This is a genomic window from Rhodococcus sp. NPDC127593, assembly GCF_042671975.1.
Lineage (GTDB): Bacteria > Actinomycetota > Actinomycetes > Mycobacteriales > Mycobacteriaceae > Rhodococcus_F.
Map to the genome: position 1 here is coordinate 72,720 of NZ_JBHXWI010000036.1, position 16,407 is coordinate 89,126.

Annotated in this window: 12 protein-coding genes; 5 read left to right on the forward strand and 7 right to left on the reverse strand. The window is 62.9% G+C overall.

The window, feature by feature from the left end:
* Window positions 1–363: 363 nt before the first annotated feature.
* From ACFVJ3_RS30100 to ACFVJ3_RS30115, 4 genes are read right to left on the reverse strand one after another with little or no spacing between them, the layout of a single operon-like run.
* Window positions 364–1,203: a PaaX family transcriptional regulator C-terminal domain-containing protein gene (locus ACFVJ3_RS30100; protein WP_378455546.1), complete on the reverse strand. Its 840-nt coding sequence runs from the start codon at window positions 1,201–1,203 to the stop codon at window positions 364–366.
* Between the two features lie 15 nt (window positions 1,204–1,218).
* Window positions 1,219–3,117, reverse strand: coding sequence for an AMP-binding protein (locus tag ACFVJ3_RS30105; RefSeq protein ID WP_378455547.1), 1,899 nt, complete (start codon window positions 3,115–3,117; stop codon window positions 1,219–1,221).
* Window positions 3,110–3,925, reverse strand: coding sequence for an SDR family NAD(P)-dependent oxidoreductase (locus tag ACFVJ3_RS30110; protein WP_378455548.1), 816 nt, complete (start codon window positions 3,923–3,925; stop codon window positions 3,110–3,112). The genes ACFVJ3_RS30105 and ACFVJ3_RS30110 overlap by 8 nt, the downstream gene beginning before the upstream one ends.
* Window positions 3,922–5,304 (reverse strand): MFS transporter, encoded by a 1,383-nt coding sequence (locus tag ACFVJ3_RS30115; RefSeq protein ID WP_378455549.1) that lies wholly within the window; start codon window positions 5,302–5,304, stop codon window positions 3,922–3,924. The genes ACFVJ3_RS30110 and ACFVJ3_RS30115 overlap by 4 nt, the downstream gene beginning before the upstream one ends.
* Window positions 5,305–5,725: 421 nt before the next feature.
* On the opposite strand from ACFVJ3_RS30115, the gene ACFVJ3_RS30120 reads away from it, so the two are divergent.
* From ACFVJ3_RS30120 to ACFVJ3_RS30140, 5 genes are all read left to right on the forward strand, one after another.
* Window positions 5,726–6,889 (forward strand): 2-hydroxyacyl-CoA dehydratase subunit D, encoded by a 1,164-nt coding sequence (locus ACFVJ3_RS30120; RefSeq protein WP_378455550.1) that lies wholly within the window; start codon window positions 5,726–5,728, stop codon window positions 6,887–6,889.
* Between the two features lie 28 nt (window positions 6,890–6,917).
* A complete protein-coding gene (locus tag ACFVJ3_RS30125; protein WP_378455551.1) occupies window positions 6,918–8,243 on the forward strand; it encodes a 2-hydroxyacyl-CoA dehydratase subunit D in 1,326 nt (441 codons plus the stop codon).
* A 20-nt stretch (window positions 8,244–8,263) separates the two neighbouring features.
* Window positions 8,264–9,142: an acyl-CoA dehydratase activase gene (locus ACFVJ3_RS30130; protein ID WP_378455552.1), complete on the forward strand. Its 879-nt coding sequence runs from the start codon at window positions 8,264–8,266 to the stop codon at window positions 9,140–9,142.
* Window positions 9,143–9,229: 87 nt separating this feature from the next.
* Entirely contained in the window at window positions 9,230–11,413 is a 2,184-nt protein-coding gene (locus tag ACFVJ3_RS30135) for a molybdopterin-dependent oxidoreductase (protein WP_378455553.1), read from the forward strand.
* A 79-nt stretch (window positions 11,414–11,492) separates the two neighbouring features.
* A complete protein-coding gene (locus ACFVJ3_RS30140; protein WP_378455576.1) occupies window positions 11,493–13,106 on the forward strand; it encodes an FAD-dependent oxidoreductase in 1,614 nt (537 codons plus the stop codon).
* Between the two features lie 508 nt (window positions 13,107–13,614).
* Here ACFVJ3_RS30140 and ACFVJ3_RS30145 read toward each other — a convergent pair.
* The 3 genes from ACFVJ3_RS30145 to ACFVJ3_RS30155 are packed head-to-tail and all read right to left on the reverse strand — an operon-like array spanning window position 13,615 to window position 16,352.
* Window positions 13,615–14,649: a phosphotransferase family protein gene (locus ACFVJ3_RS30145; protein ID WP_378455554.1), complete on the reverse strand. Its 1,035-nt coding sequence runs from the start codon at window positions 14,647–14,649 to the stop codon at window positions 13,615–13,617.
* Window positions 14,650–14,685: 36 nt separating this feature from the next.
* Window positions 14,686–15,537 carry an enoyl-CoA hydratase/isomerase family protein gene (locus tag ACFVJ3_RS30150; protein ID WP_378455555.1) on the reverse strand — a complete coding sequence of 284 codons (852 nt, stop codon included), beginning with the start codon at window positions 15,535–15,537 and terminating at the stop codon, window positions 14,686–14,688.
* A gap of 5 nt (window positions 15,538–15,542) precedes the next feature.
* Window positions 15,543–16,352, reverse strand: coding sequence for an enoyl-CoA hydratase/isomerase family protein (locus ACFVJ3_RS30155; protein ID WP_378455556.1), 810 nt, complete (start codon window positions 16,350–16,352; stop codon window positions 15,543–15,545).
* Window positions 16,353–16,407 lie beyond the last annotated feature (55 nt).

A 16,407-nucleotide genomic window follows, 5' to 3' on the forward strand; every position in this document is an offset into this window, starting at 1 on the left:
GTTTTAGGAGTCGACCGTACGCTGCATGCGTCGTTCGGCAAGGCGCAGTCGACTGATGGACGCACATTTCGCACAATCCCGTTCGAGGCGCTGCTCGATCGACCATGGCAAGATTCATGATCGGCCACCGACCCGCGGCCGACGCGCTCGCGACTCTCAGCCGGGTTCACTCAGTCGCCGACACTTCATCGAGGAAGTCAAGGCCGTCGAGCCCGATCTCACGTTCGTCGGTGACAACTCAACCGTCGACCGACCCGTTGCCGGCACGACGCCGACCAGCGCGCCCCTGAGCGAACTGGCACCGAATCGGGCGCGCCGGCGCAGCGGTGTTGCGGTGGTGCAGCCTAGTGAACACTACTGCGGCTATTTCGGTGCGGATGCCTCGACGACCCTGAGCCAGTGCGCGTGGGTCTTCGCTGACCACTGTTCGCGGCGACGCTGAAACAGCACAGCGCCATCACGACCGATCCATTCTGGCAACAGTTCCTTGGGCAGTTGTGGATCAAGCCTCATAAACCTCTGTTGCAGACTAACCAGTTCGATGTAGGAAAGTAGCAGTTCATCGTCGTCGCGCGGCTCGGATGCGCCGTCCTGTGTGAGCAGTGTTCGGTAACTGTCGGCCAGGTCGGTCAGATCCCACGCTCGCTCAACGATCTCGTGGTTGCCCAGCCCTCCCGGGCTAAGATTGCCGGTGAGAATGAGTGCCGATTCGGACAGACCGAGCGTCGAAACCAATTCGCTCAGTTCTCGCGCCCTGTCGACGTGCGGTGTAACCCACACTCCTGGAGTGGGATTGCCCATTCCCAGCCAGGCCAGACCTCCGTTGAGACGGTTACGAACTGAGTTCTTGCGTTGCGGCACCGTGATCGTCAGCACGAGCCATTCGCCGTCCCATGGCGTCGGACCGTCAAGGAACGCATGCGACCGTTTGATGCCGTCGGCCGCCAACGCGCGACCGTGGTCTGCGAGATGCCAGCGCACCCCGCGACCGATACGCTCACGTACGATCCACTTGGCGGACGCGGCACGCGAGAGTAATTGCCGTGCGGCGTGATCCTCGATTCCCATGCCGCCGAGCACCTTCATCAGCGCGGCCGTCCAGGCGCCTTCTTCGGAGTCGTACAGAAATTCACCAATGACCGTCAACAGCATCGACCGCGCACTCGGCGGCGGCAGTGGCTGCAGAGCGAGTCGATTGGACACTATCAACGAATCCTCCTACTGTCTCGCAACAAATGTACTCACTTCGACCCGCGAGAAGAACTCGTAGGCCCCCAACTTGTCCTCCAACGACTCGATGTCGACGCTCCACGCCAACTCGGGCGTCAGCGTCACGGTGACTTCTCGGCGCAAACCGGTGTCATCGAGCGCGATATCACAGACTACTGGCACCCGGCTCGAGCTCGAGACGACCTTGTGCACTTCCTCTTTCAGAGCAAGTGCTCGTAACGCGGGCTTCGATATTTTACCGACCGGGGTCAACGGCAGCCGATCGAGCACCGTGACATGGACCGGAGTAGCCGCTTTCTCCTGTACATGTTCTCGGCAGAACTGCAACAGTTCGGTGGATTCGGCGACAGACCCCGCCTTGAGCTGAACATAAGCGACCGGCATCTCCCCCTTCGCCTGGTCGGGCCGACCCACCGCAGCCACCATTTCGACAGCCGGATGCGAGCCCAGCGCCTCCTCGATATCACGGGGATCGATGTTGTGACCCCCACGAATGATCAGATCCTTGCTGCGCCCGGACACCCACACGAATCCATCGTCGTCCACGGTGCCGAGGTCGCCCGTCCGTCCCCACACACTCCCGCCGGGCACATCGGCCACGAAGAATCCGGCATCGAGATGGGCATCACGGTATCCAGGACTTACAGTCGGGCCACCGATCAGCAATTCTCCGTGCTCCCCGGGTTCGCAGTCACGGCTCCACCGACCGTCGATGTCGAGGACGACAGCGCGCACCTGGGAATGCGGCAAGGGCCGACCGGCCGAACCCACGCGCGGTTCCACACCATCGTTCGGATGGCCCGTGATCGTGCCGTGAAACTCTGTGCCTCCCCAACATTCGCGCAACCATACTCCGAACCGAGCGTGAAACGCCCGGATCAGAGCAGTCGAAACCGTGCTACCGCCGACGTTGAAGTCCGTCAACGTCGGCGGGCCGTTGGGTGCGGTCTCCGCGTTCAAAATCGCGAATGCCGTCGTCGGTGTGGCCATCGTCGACGTCATGCGGTATCGCTCGACGATGGCCCAGAAGTTCTCGACAACGTCCCGCGACCGGAAGCCTCCGGACGTCAATGTCAGCAGGGTCTGTCCGTAGACGACCGATCTCAGGGCGAGTGCGATGCTTCCGCCACAGTGAAAGTTCGGCATTCCGTGGCCGATGACGGTGTCTTCCTCGGAGCCCATCAGCGCTCCGACGTTCCACGCAACGACGAGTTGGCCCCACTGCGACATGCGCACCAACTTCGGCGCGCCCGTCGTACCGCCGGTGGGCATGACCATTGCATCCCGCTGAGGATCGTCCTCGACATCCACGATGCGGCCGCGATGTTCTGCCAATGCTGCGTTGAACGTACTGTTGTCACCGTCGACGAGAAGGACATCGTTCAGCGTCGGAACACTCGCCAGTACCACAGCCGCATCTACCCCGCGTTCCCGAAGGATTTCGCCGGTCGTGACCAGAACGGTCGCGGCAGTGCGATTCAATATATTGACAAGCGAAGCCAGTTCCAAGAATGGATTCAACGGCACGGCCCTGCCCACCCGTTGAGCACCCCAGGTGGCGAACAATCCCTCGGGTACCATCGGCACCATCACTGCGACCACACTCGGCGCACCCGCAGCACGCTCGAGGAACACCGATGCCGACGCATTCACTGCTACGAGCAGCTCGCGGTAGGTGACCTCTCGGGTGGGCGTCATGAAGTCCGGGGCCTCGAGGTGCAGGATCGCGCTCTTGCTCGGGTGCCGACGAGCCGATTCTGCAATACACGCGTGGATCGTCGAGCCGGGTAGCAGGTGCTCGTGCCGCTGCTGTTCCACGTCGAGAATGTCCTCGCGCGACCGGACCCGATGGCGCACCAATGGCCCACGCTCGCTGACCTCAGACAACGGAGATACCTCCGTTCACACTGATCACCTGTCCTGTGATTCTGCGCGAGAGCGGAGACGCGAGGAACAGAATCGCATTGGCCAGATCCTCGGGTTCGGTGAGACCCAGCTGAGCCTGCGAGACGATCTTGTCGAAGATCTTCTTGCTGAACTCGGCATTCATGGCCCGGTCGTACGATCCAGTGTTGACGATGAGCGACGGCGTCAGAACGTTGACGCGAACGCCGTACCTCTTGGCTTCGACGGCGAGCGTTTGCGAGAACGTCACGATCGCTGCCATCGCGGCACCGATTCCGGTCTCGCCGGGTGTCGGGACCTTCGCTGCATCGGAGGCGATCGAGATGATGGAGCCGTGTCCGAGAGAACGCATCACGGGCACGACGGCCCTGCTCATCAGAATCGGCCCGATTGCCTGCTGTACCAAAATATCGATCAACTTCTCAGGTTCGATGTCGTGGAGCAACGTGGGTTGGTACTGCGCGACAGTCGAATTGACGAGAATGTCGACCGCACCCAGATGCTCCTGCGCCTGCCGGACGACATCGTCCGCTGCACCGGCCTCGTTGATATCCGCGGCGACGAACAATACGTCGCATTCGGGATTGGTCTCTCCAAGTCGAGCGAGTGCGTCCTTACCGCGAAGTTCGTTGCGGCCGACCAGTACCTGCTTCGCCGCTCCGGCGTCGGCGAAGTATCGCGCAGTGGCGAGACCCACGCCGGACGTCCCACCCGCAATGAGGATGCCTGAGCCGGAGAAGTCGTATCCGCCCTGTGCGGACGGCTGCGGTGTGTCGGATGAGTGAGTCATTTAACGCTGCTCGTTTCCTTTGAAGATGGCTGAGTTGTCTCCGTGATGGCCGAATTTTGTCGCGGAGCATAGATCTTGACGATGTAGATTGCACTGAACGCGCCCAGCGTGCACAGTGCGAGGCACAGCGCACAGACCGTCCAGACGCCGCCGGCGGTAGGCTCGAGAGCCGTGGCCACAAGCGGTGCGAAGCCGGCAACCAGTGCAGCCAGCTGCATTCCGAATGATCCTGCGGTGTATCGCACAACGGCGGGCAGGCTCTCGACGACGAAGGCCGGGAAGATTCCGTTGACCACTGCGTGCCCCAGACCGGCAACGAGGATCAGCGAGACGAACACCAGAGCGAGGTTGCCGACGCCGAGCATTGCGAAGTAGAAGAACAGAAGTACGGCCTCGCTGAGCAGACCGAAGACGATGAGGCGACTTCGACCGACTCGATCGGAGAGCGCTCCCCACACCGGGTTCATGAGGACTACGACCAGCGTCGCCGCGGAGACGACCCACAGCATGCTCGTTCGCGGGATACCCGACTGGTTGACGGCGTAACTGAGGCTGTACACGGTAATGACGTACCAGATGGACATCATCCCTGCCATGATGAACGTGATACCGAGGATCGTCATCGGATGCTTGGACAGCGCGTCACGAATCGGATTATGCTTGACCGCAGACGCACCAGCGGACGCGGTAGCGCGGTCGGCCTGACTCTGCTTGAAGTCGGGTGTCTCGTCCAGACCGCGGCGAATCAGCATGCCGACGAGAACGATGACGGCACTGAGCAGGAATGGAATCCGCCAACCCCACGAACTGAACCGATCATCCGGCATCAGAGTAACGATCGCGAATACGATCGTCGCGAGAAGGGTGCCGCCCTGCGCGCCTGCGGTGGAAAAACTGCCATAGAAACCACGCTTGTTCTTCGGGGCGTGTTCGACCGAGATCAGGACCGCCCCGCCCAGTTCACCGCCGACTGCGAGTCCCTGCAGGACACGTAGGACGACCAGCAGGACCGGAGCGAACGAACCGATCGAGTCGTATGTCGGCAGCAGACCGATGCACACGGTCGCGGTGCCCATCACTGAAATCGTGAGTAGCACTGCGGTCCGGCGACCGTACTTGTCACCGATGTAGCCGAACAGCAACCCACCGAGTGGGCGAGCCACATATCCTGCGGCGAAGGTGGCGAAGGACAGCAACAGTGCGACGTGGGTGCTGACGTCGCGGAAGAAGAGGTCGCCGAAGACAAGGGCTGCGGCAGTTCCATAGGCGACAAGGTCGTAGTACTCGATCGCCGATCCCGAGAAGGCAGCGAGAGACGCGCGTCGCGATGTGGTTTTCGATGGTGGCGTGACTATGTCGAGAGGCGGGGACGAAGACATTTCTTCTCCTGGAACTCTTGGAAGAGGACGGGTCGCGGCGCAATCGACCGCGGCATCGCTTGTGGGCCGGGCTGTGAATGGTACGACCATAGAGTGTGATATGGATCTCGTCAAGAGGCATTTCAGAGAAATTTCGACGAGGTCCGTTGGGCGCCAGCATCTTCCACGAATCTCCACCCGCGGACCCAGTGACCGCACACCGCACCCACCTTTCACGACCCCAGTCGCCCACCCTGACTTCGACCGCCCTACTCTCGCTACAGTACCCCATCTAGCTGCAACGTTGTACATTTTCTGACACATTTAGTTGCAAGTTGTGCAAATTGGATGCATGATCACTTCTGTCGGGTACGTCACAGCCGAACACACGTACCTGGGTCCAGCGCCATGAGCTACACGAGAGAAGGACGGGCGAGAAACCATGCCGTCGACGTTCACACAGGCCATGCTCACCATGAGTGCCGTAGCCGATAGTCCGACCGACTATGTCGCACAATGGAAAAGAACTACCGGGCGAAAAGCACTCGGAGTGTTTCCGATGAACTTCCCTTCCGAACTGGCGCACGCCGCAGGCGTACTTCCCGTGATCATCCAGGAAGACCGTGAGCCAATCACGGTCGGCCGAAATCTGTTGGGCGAGTTCAACTGCGGTTACACCCGCAACGTCGCCGATCAGGCAGCACTCGGACGATTGAATGTCTACGACGGCTTCTTCCACGCGGACCACTGCATCCAGTTGCTGGGTGCAATCGATGTGGTGCGCGAGGACGAGTCGGACAAGCCGGTCTACTTCGGCCAATTGATGTCATCGATGAGCGATGAATGGGCATTTCCGCAGGTATTGGGCAAAATGGAAGATTTTCGCAGCGAGCTCGAGAGGTTCGCGCATCGTACGATCTCCGACGCGGATCTCGCGCGAAGCATCGACATCTTCGATACCAATCGTCGCTTGATGCGGACAATCTTCGAGAACAGGCGCTCCGGCGATGCAGCGCTGACATCCGCCCAGCTCCAGGTTCTCGTCAAGTCCAGCATGATCATGGACAAGGAGGAGCACTCGGAATTGCTGCGCCAGGTGACAGCAAGCTTGAACTTCGTGCCCCGCAACGATCGCATCCGCGTCCACCTGTCCGGACACTTCTGCCACGCCCCGAAACCGGAACTGCTGGACCTCATCGAGGACTGCGGAGCCATCGTTGTCGATGACGACCTCTTCCACGGAACTCGGTACGTATCAACGGATATAGGAGCCATAGGCGACCCACTCGAAGCCCTCGCATCGGTGTACCTCCGGCGCAACACCGCCGTACCCTGCCCGACGCGGGTTCAACACGAAGCCGACTGGGATCGCTTCCTCGTCGATTCCGTCTACGCGAGCGGCGCGCAGGGCGTCATCGTGCTGATGGCGAAATTTTGCGAACCCCACATGCTCTTCTATCCCGAGCTACGGAAAGCATTGGAAGCCAAATCGATTCCACTATTGCTGATCGAAACAGAACACGAGGGTCTGCCGATGGAATCCATCCGAACCCGAGTGGAAGCGCTGGTGGAGCGAATCAGACGCAAGCAACTGTCCACCGTCTAGCACCCATCTACCTTCGGAGGAAACTACTGTGTCAGCACCCACGCTCGGCAATTCCAACAAGATAGTCATCCCGACCGCTACCAACATGGTGGGCGACTACTGGGAGAACCTGTTCACGGCGAAGGAACGCGGTAAGCAGGTGGTCTGGTACAACGGCTCAGCCGTGAACCCGATCTTCCAGGCCGCCGGCCTCGAGTGGTGCCACGGAGAAGCGTTCTCGGCACGCCTGGCCGCACAACAGCTCGAGAAGCCGGCTCAGCTCGCTGGGGAGGAGTACGGGTACATCGGTGAGTTGTGTTCATACGCGAGAACGCACCTCGGCTGTGCAGTACTCACCAAACAGGCAAGGTCCGAGGACGAGAACGGCATCGTCGGTCTTGTGGACCAACAGCAGCTCGCCTCACGCCTGCCTGCACCTGACTTCTTCGTCAATGCGTATGCAGGATGCAGCACCGGCCAGCAGTGGGACGAAATTTCGTATCGAGTCTTCGGTAAACAGGTGCCGATCTTCAATGTCTCCCTCCCCTTCCTGCCGAGCAACAAGCCCGACGCCGGCTACCTTCGCGGTGAGGAGTGGGAGCAGGCATCGCGTTATGTGGCCGATCAACTGCACAAGCTCATCGCTTTCCTGGAGACAATGACAGGCCGACCATTCGACTGGGATGCCCTACGGCAGAACATGTCCTACATCAAGCGCGCCTCGGAACTGCGGCGCGAAGCAATGGCGCTGTGCCGCGCCGCCCCGACACCAGCCACCTACTGGGACTGGATCGCTAGCATCGCGCACATCAACTTCATGCCCGCCGGGCCGGAACTGGTCCAGTACTTCGCCGACGTCAAAGCCGAAGTGCAGTACCGTCTCGACCACGCCATCCCCGGCGTCCGCAACGAGCGCTACCGCATGTACTTCGACGGCATCATGAACTGGAACAAGCTCGGCTGGCTGTCGCGCAAGTTCGCCGACGCCGATGTCGCCGTGGTCTGCGGAAGGTACACACACAATGCGTTCTGGCAAGAACCGCACCTCATCGACACTGAGGATCCGATTCTCGGAATGGCTCAGCATTATCTGCTGTGCCCGACGAACCACGGCGTGAAGACGCTCAAGCACCTCACCAACCGCGACTGCGTCGACTACGGAATCGATGGAATCGTCTTCCACGCCTCCCGTACCTGCCGCGCGTTCACCAACCCACAGCATCTGCTCGCGAAGTCGGCGCAGAAAGAACTCGGCATCCCTTCGATGTTCTTCGAAGGTGACGTCGCCGACGCGTCGTTCTACAAGGACGAGATCCTCGAAAGCCGCCTGGCCGCCATGCTTGAGGGCATCGACGTCCGCCGAAGCCGGGTCTGATCGACGTGACGGAATACTTCATGGGCGTCGACCTGGGATCGACGTCTGCCAAAGCCGTCATCCTCGACGAGTCCGGAGCATTCCTGGGCGCGAGCGCCATCCAGATGGGGGCCGTGAGCCGAGCTGGAATGCGTCGGGCCATCGACGACGCACTCGATCGAGCCTCTGTGACGCTGTCGCAGCTCACGGCCACCATCAGCACCGGCTACGGTCGCAGACTCGTCCCGGACATCGGGCGCACGTTCACCGAGATCACCTGTCATGCGCGCGGTGTGGCAGCACTGTGCCCGGGTGTCCGATTGATCGTCGACATCGGTGGGCAGGACAGCAAGGTCATCGCCGTGGACGAAGATGGTCTCGTCGACGACTTCGCGATGAACGACCGATGCGCCAGCGGCACTGGGCGATTCTTCGAGGTACTCGCGAGGGCGATCGAATGCGAGGTCGACGAACTGGCCGGCCTCGCCATGGCGGGTGAAAAGAACCTGGAGGTCAGCAGCATGTGCGCAACCTTCGCCGAAACCGAGATCGTGTCGTTGCTCGCAAGCGGGTCCGAGCGGACAGACATTGCCGCTTCCGTCCACCGAGCGGTGTCGGCTCGGACACTTGGTTTGGTTGCTCAGGTAGGCAAGAAGACACCGGTTGTGATGACAGGTGGGGTCGCGAAGAATGCTGCGGCTGTTCACTTCTTGAGCTCGGCACTGGGTGTCCGCGTCGACGTGCCGCCGGACCCGCAGATCACCGGGGCCTACGGTGCAGCGCTTCTCGCGCTCGAGACGTCCGGCACCGTGGTTTCACGACCGGACGTCGAGCTCTCGCCCACCGGACAGACTGCGCACTCGTGCGGAAACTGTGATGGCTCGACCGAACTGCACATGCCGACCGTACGGATGTCATGACGCGGCCACAATCAGCCCGCTGAACAGACCATCGCTGCTCCAGGACACCTCGACGATCGAGTTCTGTCCCCCGATGTAGGGAGACTTGTGAAGCATACGCGAAACTCTTTCTGCAGGATCTGCATCAATCACTGTTCGATACTCGTCGACGTCGACGACGGGGTCGCGACCGCGATCCACGGGAATAGCCGCAATCAGGTGTACGGCGGCTACACCTGTGTCAAAGGACGATCACAGCACGAATACCTCCGCCACTCCGATCGTCTCGTGCACTCGTTGGTGCGGACACCCGACGGCCACGTTCGCCTCCCGGCCGAAAAGGCAATGGACGAGATCGCCGCCAAACTCGCGGACATCCGCGACCGCCACGGGCCTCGCTCGATCGCCAGCTACGCCGGGACCATGGCCCACATCACCACCGCGCCAACCGCGGCCCCACTGCACAACGCCCTATTCGATGCCCTCGGATCCGAAATGAGGTTCGATCCGAATACCATCGACAAGGGCGGAAAGCAGGTCGCGCAGTCCCTCCTCGGGTACTGGGCAGCTCCATCGCAAGGTTTCGACGCACCGGAGGCCATACTGCTGATCGGGATCAACCCGATCGTCACCTGCACCGGTTTTCCGGCGGGCTCACCCAAGAAATGGCTCCTCGATACGCTTGCCGGTGGATGCAAACTGATCGTCGTCGATCCGCGTCGGACCGATGTGGCACGGCACGCCGATTGGTATCTGCAAGCGGCTCCGGGGCATGACATCGCGATTCTGGCGGCCATGATCAGGATCGTCATCGACGAGGACTTGTTCGACCGGGACTTCGTCGCCCGGCACGTGCGCGGCCTTCCGGAGTTGACGGCCGCGGTGCACCGGTTCGACCCCGACGACGTGGCGCGGCGTGCGGGAATAGCCGGTGCGGACCTCGTCTGCGCCGCCCGCTGTTACGCCGGTGCGAAGCGTGGTTACACCATGGCAGGTACCGGGCCCAACATGGCCGGCGAGGGCACACTCGTCGAGTACCTGGTGCTGGTTCTCGAGACCCTGTGCGGACGCTGGCTACGCGCGGGCGAAACCGTTTCAGCCTCACCCACTTTGCTCCCGTCCTACGTTCCTGTCGCCCAGGCCAAGTCTCCGGACGCGGATTGGGCGTTGCAGGGCCGTGTCCGTGTCCGTGGTTTGCGTAAGACCAAAGCCGGGATGCCCACGGCAACGCTGCCGGAAGAGATCCTCACTCCGGGAGAGGGGCAGGTACGTGCGCTGATCAGCTGGGGAGGGAACCCTGCCGTCGCGTTCCCCGATCAGCGGCAGACGGTCGAGGCGCTCGAGTCCCTGGAATTGTTCGTCCAGATCGACCCATGGTATTCCGCTTCCGCCCGTTTGGCCGATTACGTGATCGCACCGACGATGCCATTGGAGGCGCCGTCGACGACCGTGTTTCTCGACGCGCTCGCGGCGCGGGGAACGGGCTACGGAATCGGACAGGCCTACGCACAGTATTCGCCCGCCGTTGTCAACCGCCCCGAAGGCTCCGACCTCCTCGAGGAATGGCGATTCTTCTACGGGCTCATGAAACGACTCGGGTATCCGGTCGAGGTATCGCCCTTCGGATGTCCGTCTTCTCCACGCCGGCCGATCGACGGCGTCCGGACAACCGACGAACTCATCGAAATCCTGTCACAGGACTCGGCAATCCCCCTGTCGGAGGTAAAAACTCATCCTGACGGCATGACCCGGACGTCCCGCCTCCTGGAGGTGCAACCAGGCGACCCCGACGTACTCGACCGCCTCGACATCGGCAACGGCCTGATGCTGACACAGTTGGCAGGACATGCCGGTGTTGTCGAGTTGTCCCAGCCGGACCGGCGTTACCGGCTCCTGTGTCGACGGCACCTTCACGTCTACAACTCCTCCTGCAACATCGACCGAACCCACCGCGGCGTCCCCTACAACCCGGCGTACCTGCACCCCGACGATATGACTGAGCTGGGACTATCCGACGGCACACTCATCCGAATCAGCTCGGACCTATCCTCCATCACCGCAGTGGCAACGAAAGATCCAGCACTACGAACCGGATTGGTTTCGATGGCGTTCGGTTACGGACCGACAAATGACGACGAGGAAGTACGGGCGGTCGGCAGCAGCCCCAGCCGCCTCGTGTCCATCTCCGAAAAGTTCGACCGGTTCACCGGGCAGCCGAGAATGACCAACATCCCCGTCTCGATCGAAAGGGCCGACGCCCATGCCGCACGTGATCACCCAACAGTGCTGTAACGATGCGACCTGTGTCAGCGTCTGCCCAGTCAACTGCATCCACCCCACCCCCGACGAACCCGGATATGCCCGCGCAGAAATGCTCTACATCGACCCCGCCACCTGCATCGACTGCGGAGCATGCACGGACGTCGACGTCTGCCCCGTCGACGCGATCGTCCCGGACTTTGCCCTCACACCCGCGACCGCCCGGTACGCGGAACTCAACGCCCACTATTTCAGCGACTCGACACGAACGCGGTACGAGCACGACCGAGTCGTGCGCACACGGCCCGACCACAGCGGGTCGTCGGTCGGCCCGCTGCGGGTGGCGATTGTGGGGTCCGGGCCGAGCGCCTGCTACGCGGCGGAGGAGCTGACCACCACACCGGGTCTCGACGTCGAGGTCCACATCTTCGACCGGCTGCCCACGCCCTGGGGCCTGGTTCGCTATGGAGTCGCGCCGGACCATCAGCACACCAAGTCTGCGACGCGAACATTCGAGCGAATGGCAGATCGCCCGGGGGTGTTCTTCCACCTCGGGGTCGAGATTGGCACGCACCTCACCCACGACGAACTCCGTGCCCACCATCATGCGGTGATCTACGCGGTAGGTGCCCCCGCCGACAAGCGACTGGGCATTCCCGGGGAAGACCTACCGGGCAGCGTGTCCGCAACCGATCTGGTCGGGTGGTACAACGGCCATCCCGATCACGCCGACCACGTCTTCGACCTGTCCGCCGAGCGGGCCGTGATACTGGGCAACGGGAATGTGGCGCTCGATATCGCACGGATCCTCACACGCGACGTCAAGGAGTTGGCACGAACGGATATCGCCGACCACGCCCTGTCAGCGCTGGCCGGCAGCGGCATCCGAGAGGTCGTCGTGGTCGGCCGCCGCGACCCGGCGCACGCCGCATACACGACACCCGAGCTGCTCGGGCTTGCCGGGTTGACAACCGAGGTCGAGCTAGCCGTCGATTGTCCCAGCACGATGGAAGTGAATCACCCGCCGAACGAGTTCGATCAGACATCTAACTCGCCGACGACCCTGAAAGCGCAGATTGCGGATGAGCTCGCTTTACAACCCGCAAGCGGTGCGATGCGGCGGATAGCGCTGCGGTATCTGTCTTCCCCAGCGGAAATCCTCGGTGACGATCGCGTTCGAGGCATACGGTTGCAGCGCAATGAGATGCACGCTGAAGGTAACGATCGTTCCGCGATCAGGTCGACGAAGGTCACAGATGTGCTCGAGTGCGGGCTCGTTGTGCGATCAGTCGGCTACCGAGGCCGCCCGGTGCCAAGACTTCCCTTCGACATCGAGCGCGGAATCATCCCGAACCGCAACGGACAGGTTGTTGAGCCGGGTACAGGGGAAGTTCAGGTCGGCGTGTACGTGGCCGGGTGGATCAAGCGTGGCCCCTCCGGCGTGATCGGCACGAACAAGCAATGCTCGATCGAGACCGTCGAACGTATTCTCGACGACCACGCGAACGGACGACTCACACCTCCAACGGGCGACAGCCGATCGCTGCTCGATCTCGTGCGAATACGAAGTCCCGAAGCGATCGACTACGAAGGCTGGCAGAGAATCGACAGGGTCGAACAGACCGCAGGGCAGCCCGCGGGACGCCCCAGGGTCAAGATCGTGGATGTCAACGGCATGGTAGAAGCGGCATCCACCACCTCTTCCTACGAAAATCTGTCTCTATGAACGAGATCCGTCGCGCGCCGGCAGTTGATACGTCCCTACGGCTGGGCCGTGATCTAGCCGCGTTCGCAGCTCGGTGGCAATTGTTTGGCGCCCCTGCCGACGAGGAAGTCCTGTCCACCTTCGGGATGACGCCGCTGCATAGCGTACGTTCGCCGAGTCGCGAGAGCGGCGCCGTCGCATCGACATCCTTCGGAGCCACTTTGATCCGCAGCATCGCCTCGATAGGCAGACCTATCAAGTGCGGCTCCACTACCGCGCGAAGCACCATCCGGCCGCGACTGCGGAGCGCGGCGATCCGCAGTCGCGGCGGTCTGCTCCGAGAGTCCCATCAAACGTGCCAGAGAACCGTGAGAAGCTATAACATCGCTGGCCAGTGTTGACAGGCTGACCTCCTCGTCGGAGGTGAGCGGCCCGAGGTCCGCAATTCCTGTGTGCAGGGGCGCTGTCGCCGAGGAAGCCGCTCGGGCTCATGCGTACATCCCTTCCGAGACAGCTCCGGAAATGAAGGTCAGACCACCGACTGCGCCAGCCCTGCGGCGCGGTGGGCGGCGTCGAGGAATGAACGCACGAGTGCGCCGTCGCGGTAGTACTCGTCGCCGACTCCGGCGACGGCCCGACGACGTCCGTACTCGTACAGCACCGCCAGTTTCCACAGGGCCAGAGCCGTGTACCAGTTCAGGTTCGACAGGTCGGCGCCGGTGGCGGCCGCGTACCGCTGAGCCAGTTCGTCGCGCGTCGGGTACCCCTCTTCGAGCACGGCCACACCGAGGTCCTCGGTCGGTGTGCGCTGTTCCCCAGTGACGGGATACGACGTGAGGAAGTAGCCGAGATCGAACAGGGGGTCGCCGATCGTCGCGAGCTCCCAGTCCAGCACTGCGGCAATACGTCCCGGGGAATCGGGGGCGAGGATGACGTTGCCGATGCGGTAATCGTTGTGAATGATCGCCGCACCGGATTCGGCGGGCACGTTGGCGCCGAGCCACGCGTCGATGTCCGCGAACTCGGGCGGCGGTGTCCCGTCCTCGCCTGCCACCAACCTGCCCATGCGGCGCAGGTGACGTTCGTTGAATCCTTCCGGGCGGCCGAGATCACCCAGTCCCGCAGCCTGCCAGTCCACCGCGTGCAGCGCTGCGAGGGTGTCGATGAGTGCCTCACCGATCCGGCGACGATCCGCGGGGGCGCTCAACGCCGGCGGTGTCTCGATGGTGACCACCGGACCGGCGACGTAGTCCATTACGTAGAACGGCACGTCGAGCACGTCGCCGGTCCGGCCGACGGCGAGGACGTCCGCAACCGGCACGCCACTGCCCGCGAGGCCGCCGACGAGACGCGCCTCCCGCAACATGTCGTGGGCGCCCGGCGGAACCGGCGGAGGCGGCGGCCGGCGGACGATCACCTGACGGACCCCGTCGGACACGAGGAACGTCAGGTTGGAATGTCCGTCGCCGATCCGGGCGGTCGTGAGCGGGCCCTCGGTGATCCCGCGCTCGCGCAGGAACGTCTCCAGCGCACCGAGCGTGTCGGGCGTCCATTCCCAGGTCATGCGCTCGCCTCCATCCGTGTCGTCATTCGTTGATTCCTACTGCCCTGTGAAGCGCGGCGCCCGCTTCTCCTTGAACGCGGCGAGCGCCTCCGGCATGTCGGCGCACCGGGTGAGCAGCGCCTGTCCCCGGTTCTCCAACTCGAGCGCCGCCGCGTACGACGTCACTTCCTGGTTCCGTTGCAGAGCACGCTTCGACATCCGGACGCCGCCCGGGGAATTCGACGCGATCGCCTCGGCCACCGCGACGGCCTCGTCGAACAGGTCCTCGCTCGGCACGACCCGATTCGCCAGCCCGATTCGGGCGGCTTCCTCCGCGTCGACGAAGCGCGCGGTGTAGGCGATCTCCGCCGCCCGGCCCGGCCCGACGAGCCGGGTGAGCTGCCACGACGTGCCGAGTTCTCCGACGGACAGTCCGACCTTGACGAACGCCGCGTTGAACTTCGCGGTGGGTGCAACGAGGCGGATGTCGGCGGCGAGCGCGAGCGACAGCCCACCGCCGGATGCGGCACCGTGAATCGCGGCGATCACCGGGAACGGCAGGTGGTGCAGCGCCGCCAGCCCGCCGGTCGCCGTCTCCTGGAACCGGAGGAACTCACGCACACCCATCCGGGTGATCACGTCGATCTCGTCCAGGTCGAAGCCCGCGCAGAACACCCGATCCCCCGCACCCCGGATGATCAGGGCCCGCGCGTCGGTGTCGCGCAATGCGTACGCGACGGTGTTGAACTCCTCGAACATCTTCACGACCATCGAGTTCATCCGGTCGGGCCGGTTGATCGTGAGGACGACGATCTTGCCGTCGAGCACCTCGAGGGTGAGGGTTTCCAACTGGGGCGGCTCGTAATTGCTCAGCACCGCCGTATTCTCCCGCACATCGGTCTGCGTCATCTGGCTCACCTTCCCGTGAACTTCGGGCTGCGCTTCTCTTTGAACGCGGCCAGCGCCTCGGGCATGTCGTCGCCACGAGTAAGCAGTGCCTGCCCACGGTTCTCGAGTTCGAGCGCCGCCGCGTACGACGACACTTCCATGTTCGCGTGGAGCGCACGCTTCGACAGCTGAACTCCGGCGGGCGAATTCGCGCTGATCAGGCGGGCCATCGCGAGAGCCTCGTCGAGCAGCGACTCGGCGGGCACGACCGCGTTCAGCAGCCCGAGGGACTCCGCCTCGACGGCTTCGATGAGGCGGCCGGTGTAGGCGAACTCCGCTGCCCGCGCGGGACCGATGAGCCTGGGCAGGTGCCAGGAGGCTCCCAGGTCGCCGGCCGACAGTCCGATCCGCACGAACGCCGCGTTGAACCGCGCGGCAGGCGAACCGATCCGGATATCGGCGGCGAGAGACAGGGACAGCCCGCCACCGGCGGCCGCACCGTTGACCGCCGCGATCACCGGGACCCGGATACTGCGGATCGCCGTGAGTGCCCGCGCGGCCAGTTCCTGCTGGTCGAGCATGCCCATCGGCGTCATCGACGACAGCCCTTCGGCATCGTCGAGGTCGAAGCCACCGCAGAACGCCTTACCGGCGCCGGTGAGGATCACGACGCGGAGGTCGTGCTCGTGGTCCAGTTGCAGTGCGACCTTCTCCAGTTCGACGAACATGGTGTTCGTCATCGAGTTCATCCGTTCGGGGCGATTCAACGTCACGACGGCGATGCCGGGTTCCGGCCGCTCGAGCGTGAACGTTTCCCATGTCGTGGGCTCGGTCACGAGTGCACTCCTTCTCAGTTCGGCGATCCCAGGTGGTCGCCACACGTTTCGTTGT

Excerpts from the sequence above, each read along its gene's own strand:
- ACFVJ3_RS30120 (WP_378455550.1), top strand. The coding sequence starts at position 5,726 with ATGCCGTCGACGTTCACACAGGCCATGCTCACCATGAGTGCCGTAGCC.
- ACFVJ3_RS30140 (WP_378455576.1), top strand. The coding sequence starts at position 11,493 with ATGCTCTACATCGACCCCGCCACCTGCATCGACTGCGGAGCATGCACG.
- ACFVJ3_RS30110 (WP_378455548.1), bottom strand. The coding sequence starts at position 3,925 with ATGACTCACTCATCCGACACACCGCAGCCGTCCGCACAGGGCGGATAC.
- ACFVJ3_RS30130 (WP_378455552.1), top strand. The coding sequence starts at position 8,264 with ATGGGCGTCGACCTGGGATCGACGTCTGCCAAAGCCGTCATCCTCGAC.
- ACFVJ3_RS30145 (WP_378455554.1), bottom strand. The coding sequence starts at position 14,649 with ATGACCTGGGAATGGACGCCCGACACGCTCGGTGCGCTGGAGACGTTC.
- ACFVJ3_RS30115 (WP_378455549.1), bottom strand. The coding sequence starts at position 5,304 with ATGTCTTCGTCCCCGCCTCTCGACATAGTCACGCCACCATCGAAAACC.
- ACFVJ3_RS30150 (WP_378455555.1), bottom strand. The coding sequence starts at position 15,537 with ATGACGCAGACCGATGTGCGGGAGAATACGGCGGTGCTGAGCAATTAC.